This window comes from Neorhizobium populisoli (assembly GCF_019430945.1).
In the GTDB taxonomy this organism is placed as follows: domain Bacteria; phylum Pseudomonadota; class Alphaproteobacteria; order Rhizobiales; family Rhizobiaceae; genus Neorhizobium; species Neorhizobium populisoli.
Genome location: NZ_JAHYCB010000003.1, coordinates 574,265 through 591,953 on the forward strand (window position 1 = coordinate 574,265; position 17,689 = coordinate 591,953).

Consider the following 17,689-nt stretch of genomic DNA (forward strand, 5'->3'; position numbering starts at 1 on the left):
TCTGATGATCGCCGTCTGCTACATGATGGTCATTCCGGTTTAGCGCCCGCACTGAGCTCCTGGGGAGGAGAGCGGCCTGTCCTTCAAGGCCCCACGCTCTCGCGGCCGGCAAAGAAGGTCGCGAGAGCCGTGATATCCTCCTCCTTCAGATTTTTCGCCGCCTCGGTCATCAGGTGGTTGAATTGCGAACCACCCCTTACACCCGTCTGAAAAAGATGAAGCTGCCGCGCAATATAGGCGGTGTTCTGTCCTGAAATGCGCGGGTAGGCCGGATTGCCGCCGGGCTTCTCGTGACAGCTGAGACAGGCCGGCACCTTGTCCGCCGGCCTTCCCTTTTCGGCAAGCTCTTGGCCCTTGGCGACAAGCGTCGGATCAACGGATGGCTGAGCCGGACGCAGCGGCAATTTCTGCCCCGCATAATATTTGGCCAGTTCCGGCAACCCCTCCTCCGGCAAAGTTCCGACGGCCACTTCCATGATGCCGCTTGGGCGCTGCTTCGCCGCATAGGCCTTCAGGCTGTTGAGCAGATAGGCTTCCGACTGGCCGGCGAGGCGCGGAATGATGCTGCCATTGTTCAGCTTCTTGTCGGCGTGACAGCTCTCGCAGGTGATCGGCAGCGGCGAGACCTCGCCCGCATGACCGATACCGTGCAGGCCCGAGGCCTGGAAATAGGCATTGGCATCCATCTGAGGCAGCTTGCGCAGGAAGGCGACCATGGCCCAGACCTCGTCGTCACGCATCTGCGTCGGCCAGGCCGGCATGCCTGTGAACCGGACGCCATGCTTGACGATCTCGAAAAGCTGAGCATCGCTCCAGCTCGGCACCTTCTCCTTCAGATCCGGCGGCGGTGGCAGCATGGCCAGCACCGCATCAGACCGGCCTTGCGCCGGCGAGCCATGACAGATGGCGCATCCGCTTTCGAAATGCCCGGCCGCGGCAGGCACCAGCGCCGGATCGTCGAGCGACGGCACGTCGACCGAAAGGGCCGCCGTGCGCACCGAGTTTTTCATCACCCAATGCAGGAACCAGTCCGTCGCCGCCCAATGACCGGTGCTGGCCCTGACGCCCATCAGCCCCGACCACGCAAAACCGAGACCGAGGAGCGGCAGGAGCACGATGAGAATGATCAGGTATTTCCAACGGATCGTCATGGCTTCCCTCCCCTATCGGCTGCTGTCTTCCATCGGCTGCGGCGCATTCAGCGTGCGCGCAAGCAGGGTGACGCCGCCGGCAAGATAGACGACGGCCCCCACAAGCAGCATGACAACGCCACCCGCCTGCTGGTCGGCTGCCGCGGACAGGGTCACGCCAAAACAGCTCACCTCCCCCTCACCGTAAAGCGGTCGCGGCGAAAGCGCTAGCAGCGCGCCGAGCAGCGTCATATGCATGGAGGTGAACAGCAACCCGAACGTCCCGGCAAGCCGCCGCTCCTCGCGCCCCGCTTGCCAACCGCCGAGGCAGGAGAGCCAGAGGGTCAGCCCGGCGATGAGGAAGACGACTTGCTCGAGAAAGGCGAACGGAAGCGAGCTTTCCGACAGCGCCCGCATCGCCGGGATATGCCAGCCCCAGATAGCAAAGAGTTCGATGACCGATGCGAGCAAGGGGCTGAGCCAGATCTGGCGGGCGGTAAAATCGAACCGGGTGCCGGCAAGGCCGATGGCGATCAGGGGAGCGGCACCGGCGACGACGCCCATATGGGCGATCATGTGAATAGAGAAGGATGAACGGTCGGAGAATGGGAGGAGGATTGCCCAGAGGGCGAGAAGAACAGTTGAACCCATGATCAGAGCTGCAAGCCGCGACGGGCGATGCGAAAGTTCGGCAGAGCCGCGATCTCCCTTCTCCCCCCTTGCGGGGGAGATGTCAGCAGAGCTGACAGAGGGGGGTGGTGCCACGAACCCGACAGTGGAGTGTGCTGAACCACCCCCCTCTGCCGCTTCCAGCGACATCTCCCCCGCAAGGGGGGAGAGAGGAGGTTGCCGCACCACCTTCCGTCCCTCATCCCTCACGGCTGACACTCCGCAATGAACATCAACGGTACCGCCGCATAGACCACCGCGAGAAAACTCAGCCCCGAAAGCAGCAGCGTCGCAAACCCCTGAAACAGCAAGCGGGAATCCCGTGTCGGCTCGTTATGCGGCGGATCATCGTCGCCGAACCCCCATTGTCGCCATGCAAGCCAGGCAGCAAACACGATCACACCCAAGGCCATCAACGTCACGACGAAAAGCACGATCCGTACGCTATCGAAGCTGAACGATGCCGGCAGCCGCTTGGCGCAGAACACCGCGACCGTCGCATAGCAGGCAGCGAAATGCAGTGCCCAGACGACCGGCGCGGTAAACAGCGTCCAGAGCGTCTCGACCTCGCGCGGGATGAAGCTCTTCATGATGCCACCAGCGGAAACAGGCCGATCACCGCGAAGGTGACGACGGCAGTGAAGGCCATGAAATGCCAGTAGAGCGTGACGTTGCGGATATCCTGGTCATATTCCGCCGTCATCCGCCCCGCGAGGCTGCGGGCGAGGCAATAAAGCTGCATGATCGCGCCGACCACGCCATGCGTAACGGTCCAGATCGCCACGATCCAGACTGTCGCGGGATAGACATTGGCGGTCGGGTCCATACCGCTGAAATACGGTCCCGCAAGACCGGCTGCAGATGCAGCAAGGCTGATGATCACCGCAGCGACGAGCGCCGCCTGAGCACCGAGCGACCCCTTCTCGTTCAGCTGGCGGGCAAGCAATGTCAGTACCCAGGCGAGGAGATAGAGGACAAGCGCCGCCATCGGCCAGAAGACGCCCGGTCCGGGACCTGCACCGGTGAAATCCGAGTGGATCGTCCAGTAGAAGAAATAACCGAAGATCAGGCTCGCAAACGCCGTCCCGTCGCCGACCATGGTAATGAACATCGCCCACCAGCCGACCGAGGCCGGGCCGGAAACATAGATCGGCAGTTTCAGCCCGAGCCCGACATCGGTTTCCGGCATTTCCGGGATCTGTGCGGTGCCGGTCCAAAGCCACCAGATGATGGCGATGAACGTTATGACCGCCGAGATGATCGTCGCGATCCACCAGTGGAAGGTCAGCGCGATGAAGACCCCGCCGAGTGCGAGAGCGGCAATGATCGGCACATAGGAAACGCCACCCACCCGCATGCACTGGATCGGCTTGGCATCCAGTACCGAGGTGACCAGCGTCTCGCGCTTGCCGGATTTCGCGTCCGGCAGATAGAAGCGCCCCGCCTCGATATCCGCCTGCAGGTTCGGCTGGTCCCAGAGCGGATAGCGGCTGGTGATGATCGGCACGGAGCGCATGCCCCAGCTTTCCGACGGATCGTTGGTCCATTCCAGCGTGCCGGAATTCCACGGATTGAGGTTGCGCTCCTTCGGCTTCGGTTTCGGTCGCAGGATATCGATGACGAAGGTCGCGACGCCGGCTGCGAAGATGAAGGCACCGATGGTCGAGATCAGGTTGAACCAGTCCCAGCCGATATCCGCCGGATAGGTGAAGACCCGCCGCGGCATGCCGCGCAGGCCGGAAAAATGCATCGGGAAAAACGCGACATTGAAGCCAATGAACATCAGCCAGAACGATACCTTGCCCCAGGCATCGGAAAGCGTCTTTCCCGTTACGAACGGGAAATAATAATAGATGCCGGCCACGACCGGAAACAACATGCCGCCGATCAGCACGTAATGCAAATGCGCGACGATGAAATAGGTGTCATGCGCCTGCCAGTCGAACGGCACCAGCGCCACCATCACGCCCGTCAGTCCACCGATGACGAAGATGATCAACCCGCCAGCGCCGAACAGCATCGGCACGGAAAAGATCACCCGGCCGGCCAGCATGGTGGCGATGAACACGAAGATCTGTACCCCGGTCGGGATCGCCACCGCCTCCGACGCTGCCGAGAAGAAGGCGAGCGAGATCTGCGGCAAGCCGGTGGTGAACATGTGGTGCACCCAGAGCCCGAAACTCAGGAAGCCGGTACCGACGGCGGCCAGCACGATCCACGAATATCCGACGATCGGCCGCTGCGAGAAGGTCGGCACGATCATCGCCATCAGCGCGATGGCGGGCAGGAAGATGATGTAGACCTCCGGATGGCCAAAAATCCAGAACAGGTGCTGCCACAAGAGCGGATCGCCACCGCGCGTCGCATCGAAGAACGGCCAGTTAAACATCCGCTCCATTTCGAACAGGATGTCGCCGGCGATCAGCGGCGGGAATGCGAAGAGGATCATCCCCGCGACGATCAGCAGATACCAAGCGAACATCGGCATCATGTTGATGCGCATGCCGGGTGCCCGGCATTTCATGATGCCGACAATGATCTCGACGGCCGCCGCGATCGACGCCACCTCGATGAAGGAAAGGCCAAGCAGCCAGATATCCGCGCCGATGCCGGCATATTCGTGGTCGGTGGCGAGCGGCGGATACATGAACCAGCCGGCATTCGGCGCGGCGTTGAAGAAGATCGAGCCGCAGACGAACACGCCGCCGAGCAGGAAGCTCCAGAAGCCGAAGGCGGAAAGCCGCGGAAACGGTAATTCGCGCGCGCCAAGCATCGATGGCAGCAGAAAGATCGCCACCGCCTCGAAGATCGGCACGGCGAACAGGAACATCATTACGGTGCCATGCAGCGTGAACGCCTGGTTGAAGAGCTCCGCCGAGATGAAATCATTCTCCGGCACGACGAGCTGCAGGCGCATCAACAGCCCGAGCAACCCGGCAAACAGCATGAAAACGAAGGCGGTCACGCCATACCAGAGGCCGATCTCGCTATTGTTGACCGAAGTCCAGTAACGCAGCCCCTTCGGCGTCTCCCAGACCTTGCGGAGCCTCTCCTCCTGCGCTGCCCGCTCTTCGGGGGAAAAGTTGCCGAGCTCCACCGTCATTTCAGCCCCGTCAGATAGGCGGCGATCCGGTCGGTCTCCGCTTCAGGCAACATGGTGAAATGCGGCATCTTTGCCCCCGGCTTGATGCGTCCGGGATCGCGCAGGAAACGCGCCACATGTTCTACTTCGTTCGCCAGCGTGCCCGCGCCGGCCGAGCCGCGCTCGCCGAAGGCCGTGAGGTCAGGCCCGATCTTGCCCTGCGCCTCGGTGCCGGCAACCGTGTGGCAGGCAGCGCAACCATGCTTGAGGAACAGTGCCAGCCCTTCCGCATCCTGCACGCCGGACGAAGCCCGTCGCGCCAAAAGCCAGGCTTCATAATCCTGCGGCTGCATGGCATGCACGGTAAAAGCCATCAGCGCGTGGCTGGTCCCGCAGAATTCCGCACAGACGCCACGATAGGTTCCGGGCTTTTCCGCCTGCAGCGTCAGCCGGTTCTCGCGGCCGGGGATCATGTCCATCTTGCCGCCCAAAACAGGAATCCAGAAGGAATGGATGACATCCGGCGATTTCAGTGAGAACACGACCCGTTCGCCGACCGGCACGCGCACCTCGTTGGCCGTTTCGAAGGCCACTGCGCCGCCGGCATCAAGATATCGCACCCGCCACCAGAACTGCTCGCCGGTTACCTCGATACGCCGCATGCCGCCATCCGCTCCTTGAAACCACGGTCGGACATTCGGCATCAACCAGGCGGCATAGGAGAGAAGCGCCAGCAGGACGACGCTCGGAAACACCGCGCCGCCCCAGAGGATCAGCCGGCCAGCATTCTTTTCCGAATGAACACGCCGTTTGCGGGCTGCATAAAACAGCAGGCCGACCACGCCGGCCCAGATGATCGCACCGCCGAGCAGCATGGTGAAGAACAGCGTCGCCACATCGGCTGCCTCGCGACCGGCGGGATCGAGCGCCGACTGGATGCCGGAACAGCTGACAAGAAACGGACAGAGGAGGAAGAGGCTCGCAACCGCCTTCGTGCGGCCATTCCGGTCTGAGCCCTGACGGACGATACGTTCTTCTGATCGGATTGGCCGGCACGCGCCGGTCAAGCGGTCATCATCCATTCAGCACTCACCCGGAGAGCGGCGACCTGTGCCGCGAAATATTCGGCGGCAAACGTACCACCTATGATTTTGTTCCGAGTCCCAAAGTAACTTTCCGTTACAGCTCGATAAAACTTGGAACGATTTTGAAAGCGATGGGTTTGCTTCCTGTGAGAGGGCATGACGCCCTCGTTTCGCGACGGGAGAACGATCATGCGACACTTTTTCAAGATCCTGAGAAACCGGATTACCGGTTCGACCGAGAAAAAGACTTTTGCCGTATCGCGCCCGCAAGAACTGCAGGTCGTGGTGCCGGACGCCGTCGTCCTTCCGCTGCCCAAGGCGCCTCGCGAAGAAATCTCCGTCCCCGCCTCCATCAATGGCCGGGACCTCTCCACCGGCCGCCTTTAAGGCCGGGCCTATAAGAAACTGACGAAAGGAACGAGCATGACCGACATTCAATCCGCATCCATCCTGATTCTCGCGACCGACGGTTACGAAAGGTCAGAATTGCGCGTGCCGCTGGAAGAGCTGAAAAAGCGCGGCGCCAACGTGAAGATCGCCTCGATCAAGACCGGCGAGATCAAGAGCTGGGATGAAAAGGACTGGGGCGATACCGTTACGGTCGATCTGGAGGCGAAAAACGTCAACGCCGAGGAGTTCGATGCACTCGTCCTGCCCGGTGGCCAGATCAATCCGGACCTCCTGCGGGTCAACGAGGATGCCGTGAAGGTCGTGCGCGATTTCGTCAAGAGCGGCAAGCCGGTCGCCGCCATCTGCCATGGACCATGGCTGCTCGTGGAAGCCGATGCACTACGCGGCCGCAAGGCAACTTCCTATCATTCGATCCGCACCGATATCCGCAATGCCGGCGCATCCTGGAAGGATGAGGCGGTCGTTGTCGACAACGGCATCATCACCTCGCGCTCGCCCAAGGACCTGCCGCAATTCGTCGAAAAGATCGTCGAAGAGGTCCGCGAAGGACGCCACAATCGCCGGGCGGCTTGATTTAGGCCAGCCCCATCTTCCCTTAAAGTTCTACAGCGCCCTGCATGGTCCATGGCGCTGTAGGCCGCCCGCTTCTCCTCGCGGGCGGCCATCCGGAAAAAGCGTTTCAGGAAACTTCTTTCAGAAAAGCCATCAGCCGCCGCTCATCGGCGCGCAGCCCACGCGGCCCGTTCAGGACCGTCTTATCGTTCATGATCTTCTCAAGTGGGGAAATATCCTCCGAGAGTGCCAGTATGCTCGGATGGATATAGCTCGACCGGCAAACGGCCGGCGTGTTGTGCAAAGCTTCCGACGCGACCTTCGCCATCATCTTGATCTTTGGACGCTTTTCCTCCCTCTCGACCCAATCCCAGGCGCCCATGAAGGCTGCAAGACTGCCTCCCCAGGTGCGAAAAGTCTTGGCCGAGACGGCGAAACCCGCAGCCTTGGCGAGATAGGCGTTGAGCCGGCCGGAATCGACCGGATGCGGCACGCCCTGTTCATCGGGCCAGGAGAAGAGCTGGCGACCAGGCAGGTCGGAAATCTCTTCCAGAATGCGCTGCAGCCGCGGATGTTTGAGCGTGTGCTGCACCCGCTTGCCGCCCTTGGCGGTGAAGCGCAGCAGGATGGCATCGCCGGAGAGCTTCATATGCCGCTTCAGGAGCGTCGTGGCGCCATAGGTCTTGTTTTCCTTGGCATAAAGCCGGTTGCCGACGCGCAGATGCGTGGCGTCCATCAGCGCCACCAGTGCGGCGATAACCGCATCCGACTTGTCGAGACCCAGCGCCAGATCGCGCTTCACCTTGCTGCGGATGCGCGGCAGCGCCTCGCCGAACCGCGCCAGCTGATCGAACTTCCGCTCGCTGCGAAAATTCTGCCAGTCGAGGTGATAACGATATTGCTTGCGGCCGCGGCTGTCATAACCCGTCGCCTGCAGATGGCCGCGCGGATCGAGACAGATCCAGACATTCTCATAGGCTGGCGGCAGCCCAAGCGCCGATATCCGCAGCCGGTCTTCCGGATCGTTCAGCAACGCTCCATCCGGCAGGCGGTAGGCGAACCCCTTGCCGCGCTTGAGACGGCGAATGCCGGGCTCCGCGTCGCTGACATAGGTAAGGCCAATGATTTCGAGAGAATCCTGATCGATATCGATCGTCGTGAGCATCGCGTCCATGGCCGCTTTAACGGCAGGACGGCTTCCAGGTTCCGCAAGCGGCGATCACAAGCGGTTCAAATCGCGATGTCTTTCAGGCTTTCAGCTCCTTCGCCGCGCTCGAAGGAGGATCTTGGCGCTGTCAGGATCCAGCACAGGCCGTTCGTCCGGAAATCGACATCCACATGGCCGGAAAAGGCTGCGGCCGCATGGCGCTTGATGATGGTCGTACCGAAGCCGGTGCGCGACGGTTCGCTCAGCACCTTCGGTCCGTCCTTCTCTTCCCAGACAAGGCGAAGAAGCGTCTCCTCCTCGCCTTCCCCGATCACGTCCTTCCAGGCGATCCGGACCTTTCCCTGCGGCACAGAGAGCGCCCCATACTTGACCGAATTCGTCGCAAGCTCGTGCAGGATGAGGCCGAGATTCTGCACCGCCTCAGCCTTGAGGGTAAAATCTGCCCCCTGAAGCTCGACGCGGTCAGCCACCTCGGCAAAAGTGCTCATGTGAATTTCAACAACGCGACGGATGGAAACCCCGGCCCATTGCTCCTTGGCAAGCGCCTCGATCGATTTACCAAGCCCCTGCAGGCGATTGCCGATCGCCTTCTGGAACTCTTCCATCGTCGTATCCTGCCGCGCCAATTGGCGCATCATCGCCTGTACCAGCGTCAGGATGTTTTTTGTGCGATGGACCAATTCATGCAGGATCAGATGGATACGATCTTCGGCCTGGCTTCGGTCGAATGAAGCATTGGAGAGCGCGATGGCGACCTGATTGGCTTCACGAATCTTGGTTTCCACCGGCGGGACGATCTCGCCCTTGCCCATCCGCTCCGCCATTTCGGCGATCTGCCGGATCGGGATACGCAACTGGCGGCCGACCAGCCAGGCAATGAGCATGCCGACGGTCAGGAAGATCACGCCGCCGGCAATCAGCTGGCGCCAGGTGGTCAGGATCGAAGCCTGCGCCGCATCGATCGGCCCCCAGACCACGGCTTTCCAGGTCCAGCCGGTGATCTGCGAATAGCCGTACATCTGCTTGCTCTTGCCGCCCACATCCTCGATCGTGCCTTTGAAGCCGGTCATCAGCTTTAAGGTGTCTGGCGGGAATGGCGACCCCGCAGCAGGGGCATGCGCGCCGACCGAGGTCACGACCTGCCCGGACCCATCGACGACGGCAACGGTCCAGCCGGCGGAAAGCCCTTCGGTGGAGATCAGTTTCTGCAGGTCTTCGGAATTCTGCGTCATGATCATCGCAGCGCCGGAATAGGAAATCTCCTTCGGCAGCGGCATGGTGACGTTGAACACGTGTTTGCCGCTCGTGACGCCGTAAAACACATCCGAAACTTCGGTGACGCCGGTTTTGAGCGCCGATCCCAGCGAAGCCATATTGGACGTCTTGCCGAGCTGCGTATCGAACGGCACACGGGTGTTGAGGCGCTGCTGTCCGTCCTCATTCACCACCAGTACATAAAGGGAATTCGATCGAAGGCTGTTTTGCGTGCGATTGTGAAATGATCGCAGATCGCCGCGTTCGAGCTCAGGAGAATTGGACAGCAGCCGAAGAGTGGTCGTCATGTCCTGCAGCTCGCGATCGACCGATCGCGCGATGAGCTGGGCGTCTTCCGCGGTCTCGTTCGCAAGGATTTCGCGCTCGTTGGCTTCCAGTTCCAACATCAGGTAGGCGACGAAAATCAACAAGGGGAGAGCGATACCGGCCGCGAGCGCGACCAGATAAGCGCCGATGGGCGCGGTCGGAAAGAAGCGTGAAATCCTCAACATTTCACGCACTTACCATAACTGCCTGCAGCGGGGCCTGTACCACCCGCCAGCATATGCATTCCAATGTCCCGCCCTTTGCTTTTTCAGCAGCGAGGCATTTCTAGCTTGTTTTACAACCGTGGCCAACAATTGATTGCCAGCGATGCGTCTGCGCAATGCACACTTCGCCTTGCAGAATTGATATTCTGCAGCCGGTTTTTACCGGCAAATGCGATTTTGGACCGGCCAAATCAGTCGTTCCGGCGGTTTTCAGTCGGATCAAAGCCCGCCGACCAATCCTTTTCCGGCTTTTTCTGGCCGGGCGGATTTCTGTGGATGGTCGCGTCATCAGAACCGGTGATCACTCTCGGCTTGGCGCTCGAGACGCCATCATTCGTCGCACCTTTTTTGGAAACGGCGAATTGACCCTGCGCGTCCTTATGAATCTCTTCCGTACTGGTCTTCATGTATTCTCCTGCCTGCTCTCCCTCGGCCGCGGGGCAGTCCCCCCGCGGCAGCATGGTTAGAGATCAGATTGTGGTGGACCCTGTTAGGGTATCGGTCGACGAAAGATTGACACGCAGGTTGTTCTGCACGTGCTTGACGCCGGAAATGTCATCGACGATGTCTTCCGCGCGGCGCTTGTCCCAACGGCTCGAAACAAAGCCGTCAAGCGTTACCTCGGCCTCCTTGACCGTGACGGTGATGTTCGAGGCGTCGAGGATCGGATCGTCACTGAGGCGATCGTTGACGTCTTCCTCGATACGAGCATTGGAACGCTGATAACCTTTCGGCCCTTTGCCACGGTGAGCATCCATCATCCGGCGCTGCTCGGCATCTTCGTCGCCAAACCACGATGCGACTTCATCGCCAGCGCGCTCCATAAAGCCGCGCTTGCGGCCGTAATCGTCCGATCCACGGCTGCGATCGCTGCCGTAACGGTCATCGGAGCCATAACGATCACCGTAGGCCTGGTTCACCCGGTTGCGGTCAGGCTCGTAGCTGAAGGAGGACGGACGGCCGCGATAGGATTCGCGCGCCCAGACCTGAGACCGCTCCGTATCGCCGTAGCCGGTTTCATGGCCGAAATCATCATTCGCCCACTGTTCACCGCGGCCATAGCGGGAGAAACGTGAATGATCGCTCTCGTCGCGCCCCGCATTGCGGTTACCGGCAAATCGATCCCGACCGCGCTGCTGGTCGTCATCACGCACGTAGCCGGTATCACCGGGGCGATATTCGCTTGACGCGTCGCGGGAAAAGTCGCGCTCCCCGGAGGAGCGATCGTTTCGATACCCACCCGATTGGGGAAAATTGCCATTCGCCATTGTTTGTCTCCTCGGATTTGGATTGGTCCCGCCAGCCGCGAGACATAAACAGAACCACCCCTTGCCGGGATTGTTCCGCCTTTTCCGATCAACGCTCCCGTTCTGTCCGCGAAACGGCCATGATCATGGAATGACCCGGCAGACCCTCGATGGCGCTGAGATTCCAGGGTTCTGCGTGAAAGATGTCGCCTCGCACCGGTGGCACCCATTTCCGCTGACCGGAAAGATTGGCACGCAGCTGCAGTATCCGGTCAGCCAGCTGCCAGTCGATGGCGATGACCGCCCTGTCCGTTTCGAATATCTGGCCTGAATGAGGACGCACGGCGCGCAGGCCGGGGATGACATGCGTACGGCGCTTGGCGATCAACTCGGCCAGCTTCGTCCGAAAAATGACGGCGTCTCCATCGCGGCTATGCTCCCATTGCAGCTTCGAACCCTCGAATGTCCTCGGATCGTTAGGATCGGCAATATCCTCGGGCTTCAAGACATGCGCCGGCACGCCGCCGAAATGCGCCGCCTCGTTGATGCGATTATCCCAGGTCGCCTTGGCGAGCGCGTCCGAATAGTCGCTGAAGAAGCGAAAGGCCTGCCGCTCGCCATAGTCCTCGCCCATGAACAGCATGGGGATTTGCGGCGACAGCATCAGCATCGCCGTCATCACCCGCAACATCTGAGGATCGGCCAGCGAAATCAGCCGCTCACCTTCGGCGCGGTTACCGATCTGGTCGTGATTCTGCAGGAAGTTGACGAAGGCGACGGGCGAGAGACGGCCGCTCGGTTCACCTTTTTGTTCGCCGCGCAAATCCTGACCTTGCTGGACGAAACCTTCCGCCAGCCCCTTTGCCATATGCGCCACGGGATTGTCCGCAAAAGTCGAGACATACCCCACCGTTTCACCGGTCGCGGCGACATGGGCCGCATGGTGGACATCGTGGTTCCACACCGCGTCATAGGAGAATGCTTCGCCAGCGACGTTCCGCTCCAGATAGCCGGTGATATTGCGATGATCCTCCATCACCAGATGGCGGCGACGGCCGGTCACTTCACGGCGAACCCGCTCTCCGAGTTCCGCCAGAAAATGCATGTCGGCGACATCATCAACGATCTGGTCGACCGCATCGAACCGCAACCCGTCGAGATTGTATTCTTCCAGCCAGTAGAGCGCGTTCTCGATGAAGAACTGTCGTACCTGACGCTGCGAGAAATTTATCGCCGGTCCCCAAGGCGTATCGCGATCCGGATCGAAGAACGATGGCACATAGGGGTCAAACATACTGCCGCGCGGGCCGAAGTGGTTGTAGACCACGTCCAGCATGACAGACAGGCCGTGCCGGTGTGCGGCATCGATGAAGGCCTTCATGTCGTCCGGCGATCCATAGGCATGATGCGGCGCATAGGGCAAAACACCGTCATAACCCCAGCCCCGCTCTCCCGGAAACTGCCCGACAGGCATGATCTGCAACATGGTGATGCCGAGAGCCGACAGCTCCTCGATACGGTTCATCGCCGCACGAAAGGTACCCTCCTTGGTGAAGGTGCCGATATGGATCTCATAGAGAATCGCCTCTTCCCAGGCGTGCCCCTTCCAGTCGCGACGGCTCCAGTGATAATGAGCCGGATCGACGACCAGAGACGGGCCATCTATGCCTCCACCCTGCGCGCGGGACGCAGGATCGGCGACCAGTCGACCGTCCGGCATGATGAACTGATAGTGCGTACCGGGCTCGATGCCTTCGGTCGTCAGCGTGAACCAGCCGTCTCCGGCCGGCAGCATCTCGCGATTGCGGCCATGAATGCGCAGGCGCAACCGCTCGATTTCCGGCGCCCAGACACGGAACGACACTTCCGAATTGCCCAGATATTCAGCGCCCCAGGACTTGGGAAACGCGCGGCGGGCGGGATGCGCAGACGGTTCGTTGCGCGAGTCGAACGGCGTGAAATCTCGGGTCAGCGACATGACTTCTCCTCGGTTTCAAACAGGACCGGGAAAATACGAACCCGTGAGGAATTGTTCCCCACGGATTCTCAAGTCATTGATTTAAATCGATAAAAAATGTTCCATAATTGACGATCGTCAATTATCAATCGATCCGCTGGGTCGTTTGCGGATCGAAGACGACAGCCTTGTCGAGATTGAAGGAGAAGGCGAACTTCTGACCCGGCGCCACATGCAGATCGGCGCGGGTGCGGGCGGTAAAGCTCGCACCATCGATCCTGCCCGTCACGAACGTGTCGGAGCCGGTCGGCTCCACCATGGTCACATCCGCCTCGATCTGCGCGACGGACACCACTTTCGGATCGACGAGACCGCTATCGGTGATCGCCTCCGGGCGCAGGCCGAGGATAACTTCCTTGCCGTCGGGCAGGTTAGCCGTCACGGATGGCGGCATGGCGACCTTGATACCGTCATTGCCGAACAGCGCAATGCCGCCGCCGGATACCTTGCCCTTCAGCATGTTCATTGCCGGCGACCCCATGAAGTCCGCGACGAAGAGATTGGCCGGGCGATTGTAGATCTCCGCCGGCGTGCCGACCTGCTGCACCTGACCTTCCTTCAACACGACGATCTTGGTGGCGAGCGTCATGGCTTCGATCTGGTCGTGGGTGACGTAAACGATCGTCGCATGCGTGTTCTGGTGCAGCGCCTTGATTTCGGCGCGGACTTCGACGCGCAGCTTGGCGTCGAGGTTGGAGAGCGGCTCGTCGAACAGGAAGACGCGCGGCTGGCGCACCAGCGCACGACCCATGGCGACACGCTGGCGCTGGCCGCCGGAAAGCTGGCTCGGGCGGCGCTTCAGCAGGTGCTCGATCTGCAGGGTCTTGGCGACCTTCTTCACTTCCGCTTCGCGCTGCGCCTTCTCAACGCCCCGCATTTCCAGCGCGAACGCGATGTTCTCCTCGACCGTCATGTTCGGATAGAGCGCATAGGACTGGAAGACCATGGCGATATCGCGCTTCGACGGATGCAGATCGGTGACGACCTGGCCATCGATGACGATATCACCCGAGGACGGCGGCAGGAGGCCGGCGATCGCGTTGAGCAATGTGGACTTGCCGCAACCGGACGGGCCGACGAGCACCAGGAAGCCGCCTTTTTCCAGCTCGATATTGATCCCCTTCAGGATCTCGTTGCTGCCGATTTTCTTGCGGATGTCCTTGATTTCAAGAAAGCTCATGTGCGGTTATCCCTTCACGGCGCCGGCCATCAGACCGCGCACGAAATAGCGTCCGGCGACGACATAAACGAACAGGGTCGGCAGGGCCGCGAAGATCGCTGCCGCCATGTCGACATTGTATTCCTTGACGCCGGTGGAAGACGAAACGAGGTTGTTGAGCGCCACCGTCATCGGCGAGGCTTCGCCGCCTGCAAACGAGACGCCAAACAGGAAGTCGTTCCAGATATTGGTGAACTGGTAGATGATCGTCACGACGATGATCGGACCGGAGGTCGGCAGCAGGATGCGCCAGAAGATCCGGAAGAAACCGGCACCGTCGATCATCGCGGCTTTCACGAGTTCATCCGGGAAAGCTTCGTAATAGTTGCGGAAGAACAGCGTCGTGAAGCCGAGACCATAGATCACGTGGACCATGACGAGGCCGGTCGTCGAGTTCGACAGGCCCATCAGACCGAGCAGGCGCGCCATCGGGATCAGCACCGCCTGGAACGGAATGAAGCAGGCAAACAACATCATGCCGAAGATGATCTTGTGGCCCGGGAAACGCCATTTCGTCAGCACGTAGCCGTTCAGCGCGCCCAGGAGCGTCGAGATCAAAACGGCAGGAATGACCATCTTGATGGAGTTCCAGAAATAACCCTTGATGCCGACGCAGGAGACGCCGATGCAGGCTTCGCCCCAGGCCTTCACCCAGGCGGAGATCGACGGGGCCTTCGGCAGCGCCAGCATGTCGCCGCCGCGGATTTCGTCGAGCGATTTCAGCGACGTCGAGAGCATGACGTAAAGCGGCAGCAGATAGACGACCGCAAGCACGATCAGCGCTGCATAGATGAAGTAGCGGGCGGCGTTGGCCTGGCCGGCGCTGACGGTTTCGTTGCCGGCGCTCATTGTTTTCTCTCCCGCAGTTCCGAATAGAGATAGGGAACGATGATTGCGGTAATGCCCATCAGCATCATCACGGCGCTGGCTGAGCCGACATTCATCTGGTTTCGGGTGAACGTGTAGGAATACATGAAGGTGGATGGCAGTTCGGTCGCGTTACCCGGTCCGCCGCCGGTCAGCGCGATGACCAGGTCGTAGGATTTAATCGCCATATGCGCCAGCACGATGAAAGCCGACAGGAAGACCGGGCGCAGCAGCGGAATGATGATGCGGCGATAAATCGCCACGGTCGACGCGCCATCGATCTGCGCCGCCTTGACGATCTCACCGTCGATGCCGCGCAGGCCGGCGAGGAACATCGCCATGACGAAACCGGAAGCCTGCCAGACACCGGCGATGACGACGGTGTAGATCGCCATGTTCGGATTGACCAGCCAGTCGAACTTGAAGCTGGTCCAACCGAGGTTCTGCATCGTGTGCTCAAGCCCGAGGCCGGGGTTCAGGAACCACTTCCAGGCCGTACCGGTGACCACGAAGGACAGCGCCATCGGATAAAGGAAGATCGGCCGCAGCACGCCTTCGGCGCGGATGCGCTGGTCCATCAGGATCGCCAGGAACAGGCCGATCGCGATGCAGATGCCGATATAGAGAACACCGAAAATCGCCAGGTTCTGCATGGCGACATACCAGTTCGGCTGCCCCCAGAGGCGATAATAGGCGTCGAAACCGCCCCATTTATAGACCGGCAGGATGCGCGAGGTCGTGAACGATAGATAGACGGTCCAGAGGATGAAGCCGTAAACGAACACCAGGATCACCGCGAACGACGGCGCCAGCACGATCTTCGGCAGCGCATCGCGCAATCCATCCGCAAAACCGCGGCTCTGTCTCTGCGGCGCAATAACAGGCGCCGGCTCGATTGTCGTCATCATGACCTCCGGTAAAAACCAGACAGGAAAAAATTCGAAAAGTGGCCGGGAGCAACTCCCGACCACTCACAATTCAGATTGGCAACTTCAGCCGATCACTTGGCAGCCTTGACCGCTTCCGGCAGGCGCTTCAGCGCTGCTTCGGTGGTCAGCTGGCCGTTCAGGTGCTGGGTGATGACGTCGAGCATGGCTTCCTTGATGGCAGCCGGCTGAGCGTAACCGTGAGCCAGCGAGCCCATCAGCGTACCCTTGGAAGAAGCTTCGGCGAGGTCCGCCATGCCCTTCTTGCCGCAATCGTCGAACTTTTCGTTCGAGACGTCGGTACGGGCCGGAACGGAACCCTTGACCGTGTTGAAAGCGATCTGGAAGGCCGGATCTTCGACGGCCGAAGCCATCTTGAGCTGTGCCTTTTCAGCGTCACCGCCAACGTCGAACATCATGAACTGGTCGGCGTTGAACAGAACGGAGCCCTGGGTGCCCGGGAAGCGGATGCAGACGAAGTCCGAACCCGGCTTCTTGTTGGCGCGCAGCCATTCACCCTTGGACCAGTCGCCCATTTCCTGCATACCGGCCTTGCCCTCGATGACCATGGCGGTCGAGAGGTTCCATTCGCGGCCGGAGAAGCTCGGGTCGAAATAGGTACGGATCTTCGACATCGTGTCGAAAACCTTCTTCATCTGGTCGCCGGAAAGGGCAGCCGGATCGAGGTCGAGAACGGCCTTCTTGTAGAATTCCGGACCACCGACGGAAAGAACGACGGCTTCCCACATCGTGCCGTCCTGCCACGGAACGCCACCGTGAGCGATCGCGGTCAGGCCCTGGCCCTTGAATGCTTCGAGCAGAGCGAGGAACTCGTCGAGATTGGTCGGGGCCTTGCCGCCGGCCTTGTCGAGAGCAGCCTTGTTGATCCACAGCCAGTTGGTGGAGTGGATGTTCACCGGAGCAGCGATCCAGTGGCCGTCATACTTGGAGAAGTTCTGGAGAGCAGCAGGAATAACCTTGTCCCAGCCTTCCTTCTTGGCGAGGTCGTCGAGGTTTGCCGCAACGCCCATTTCGGCCCAATCCTTCAGGTCGAAACCGAGAAGCTGGACAGCGGTCGGCGGGTCGCCGGCTGTAACGCGAGCGCGAAGCGCGGTCATGGCAGCGGAACCTGCACCACCGGCAACCGGCATGTCCTTCCAGGCAACGCCCTGCTTCTGCAGGTTTTCCTTCAGGACGTTGAGAGCAGCTGCCTCACCGCCCGAAGTCCACCAGTGCAGGACTTCGACCTGCTCGGCAGCCTTGGCGGCACCTGCCGTCATTGCGATCAACGCTGCACCGGCAGCGAGCTTGGTAATCATTCGAATATTCATCGAGAATCTCCCTTTGCATCCGGGCTCCTCTCCGGATATGGCGATTTATAACGATATAAATACGGGTGGTGTCAACCCGCTCCTGGGAGATTTTTGCAGAACACTGCAACAACGCTATCCTATTGAATTACAGAAGATTTTTTTCAATTCCAAAAGTTTTCCTCGATAAACGAGAAAATT

16 protein-coding genes are annotated in these 17,689 nt (G+C 60.4%); 2 read left to right on the top strand and 14 right to left on the bottom strand.

The window, feature by feature from the left end; genetic code table 11:
* Positions 1-83 precede the first annotated feature (83 nt).
* Genes KX729_RS10700 through coxB form a run of 5 tightly spaced genes read right to left on the bottom strand, consistent with a single transcriptional unit; the run spans position 84 to position 5,963 of the window.
* Positions 84-1,151, bottom strand: coding sequence for a c-type cytochrome (locus KX729_RS10700; protein WP_219742414.1), 1,068 nt, complete (start codon positions 1,149-1,151; stop codon positions 84-86).
* A 12-nt stretch (positions 1,152-1,163) separates the two neighbouring features.
* Positions 1,164-1,949, bottom strand: a complete 786-nt coding sequence (locus KX729_RS10705) for a cytochrome c oxidase assembly protein (protein ID WP_219742544.1) — start codon at positions 1,947-1,949, stop codon at positions 1,164-1,166.
* A 56-nt stretch (positions 1,950-2,005) separates the two neighbouring features.
* Positions 2,006-2,389 (bottom strand): hypothetical protein, encoded by a 384-nt coding sequence (locus KX729_RS10710; protein WP_219742415.1) that lies wholly within the window; start codon positions 2,387-2,389, stop codon positions 2,006-2,008.
* The gene (ctaD, locus tag KX729_RS10715; RefSeq protein WP_219742416.1) at positions 2,386-4,902 is read right to left on the bottom strand and encodes a cytochrome c oxidase subunit I; all 2,517 of its coding nucleotides are present in this window, start codon (positions 4,900-4,902) and stop codon (positions 2,386-2,388) included. The genes KX729_RS10710 and ctaD overlap by 4 nt, the downstream gene beginning before the upstream one ends.
* Entirely contained in the window at positions 4,899-5,963 is a 1,065-nt protein-coding gene (gene coxB, locus KX729_RS10720; RefSeq protein WP_219742417.1) for a cytochrome c oxidase subunit II, read from the bottom strand. Before coxB ends, ctaD begins: the two co-directional genes overlap by 4 nt.
* A 192-nt stretch (positions 5,964-6,155) precedes the next feature.
* Here coxB and KX729_RS10725 point away from each other — a divergent pair, with 192 nt between their 5' ends.
* A complete protein-coding gene (locus tag KX729_RS10725; RefSeq protein WP_219742418.1) occupies positions 6,156-6,353 on the top strand; it encodes a hypothetical protein in 198 nt (65 codons plus the stop codon).
* 36 nt (positions 6,354-6,389) lie between these two features.
* Entirely contained in the window at positions 6,390-6,950 is a 561-nt protein-coding gene (locus KX729_RS10730; protein ID WP_219742419.1) for a type 1 glutamine amidotransferase domain-containing protein, read from the top strand.
* 106 nt (positions 6,951-7,056) lie between these two features.
* On the opposite strand, the gene KX729_RS10735 is transcribed toward KX729_RS10730, so the two are convergent.
* The 9 genes from KX729_RS10735 to KX729_RS10775 all read right to left on the bottom strand — a co-directional run bounded on the left by KX729_RS10735 (position 7,057) and on the right by KX729_RS10775 (position 17,503).
* Entirely contained in the window at positions 7,057-8,076 is a 1,020-nt protein-coding gene (locus KX729_RS10735; protein WP_219742545.1) for a DNA topoisomerase IB, read from the bottom strand.
* An 83-nt stretch (positions 8,077-8,159) separates the two neighbouring features.
* Positions 8,160-9,863 carry a sensor histidine kinase gene (locus tag KX729_RS10740; RefSeq protein WP_219742420.1) on the bottom strand — a complete coding sequence of 568 codons (1,704 nt, stop codon included), beginning with the start codon at positions 9,861-9,863 and terminating at the stop codon, positions 8,160-8,162.
* A gap of 230 nt (positions 9,864-10,093) precedes the next feature.
* Positions 10,094-10,309: a hypothetical protein gene (locus KX729_RS10745; RefSeq protein WP_219742421.1), complete on the bottom strand. Its 216-nt coding sequence runs from the start codon at positions 10,307-10,309 to the stop codon at positions 10,094-10,096.
* 63 nt (positions 10,310-10,372) lie between these two features.
* Entirely contained in the window at positions 10,373-11,170 is a 798-nt protein-coding gene (locus KX729_RS10750) for a BON domain-containing protein (RefSeq protein ID WP_219742422.1), read from the bottom strand.
* Positions 11,171-11,258: 88 nt separating this feature from the next.
* Positions 11,259-13,127, bottom strand: coding sequence for a malto-oligosyltrehalose trehalohydrolase (gene treZ / locus KX729_RS10755; protein ID WP_219742423.1), 1,869 nt, complete (start codon positions 13,125-13,127; stop codon positions 11,259-11,261).
* A 124-nt stretch (positions 13,128-13,251) separates the two neighbouring features.
* Positions 13,252-14,346 carry an ABC transporter ATP-binding protein gene (locus tag KX729_RS10760; protein ID WP_219742424.1) on the bottom strand — a complete coding sequence of 365 codons (1,095 nt, stop codon included), beginning with the start codon at positions 14,344-14,346 and terminating at the stop codon, positions 13,252-13,254.
* Positions 14,347-14,352: 6 nt separating this feature from the next.
* Positions 14,353-15,234: a carbohydrate ABC transporter permease gene (locus KX729_RS10765; RefSeq protein ID WP_219742425.1), complete on the bottom strand. Its 882-nt coding sequence runs from the start codon at positions 15,232-15,234 to the stop codon at positions 14,353-14,355.
* Positions 15,231-16,160, bottom strand: coding sequence for a carbohydrate ABC transporter permease (locus KX729_RS10770; protein WP_376775950.1), 930 nt, complete (start codon positions 16,158-16,160; stop codon positions 15,231-15,233). The genes KX729_RS10765 and KX729_RS10770 overlap by 4 nt, the downstream gene beginning before the upstream one ends.
* A 92-nt stretch (positions 16,161-16,252) precedes the next feature.
* A complete protein-coding gene (locus tag KX729_RS10775; protein WP_219742546.1) occupies positions 16,253-17,503 on the bottom strand; it encodes an ABC transporter substrate-binding protein in 1,251 nt (416 codons plus the stop codon).
* Positions 17,504-17,689: the final 186 nt, after the last annotated feature.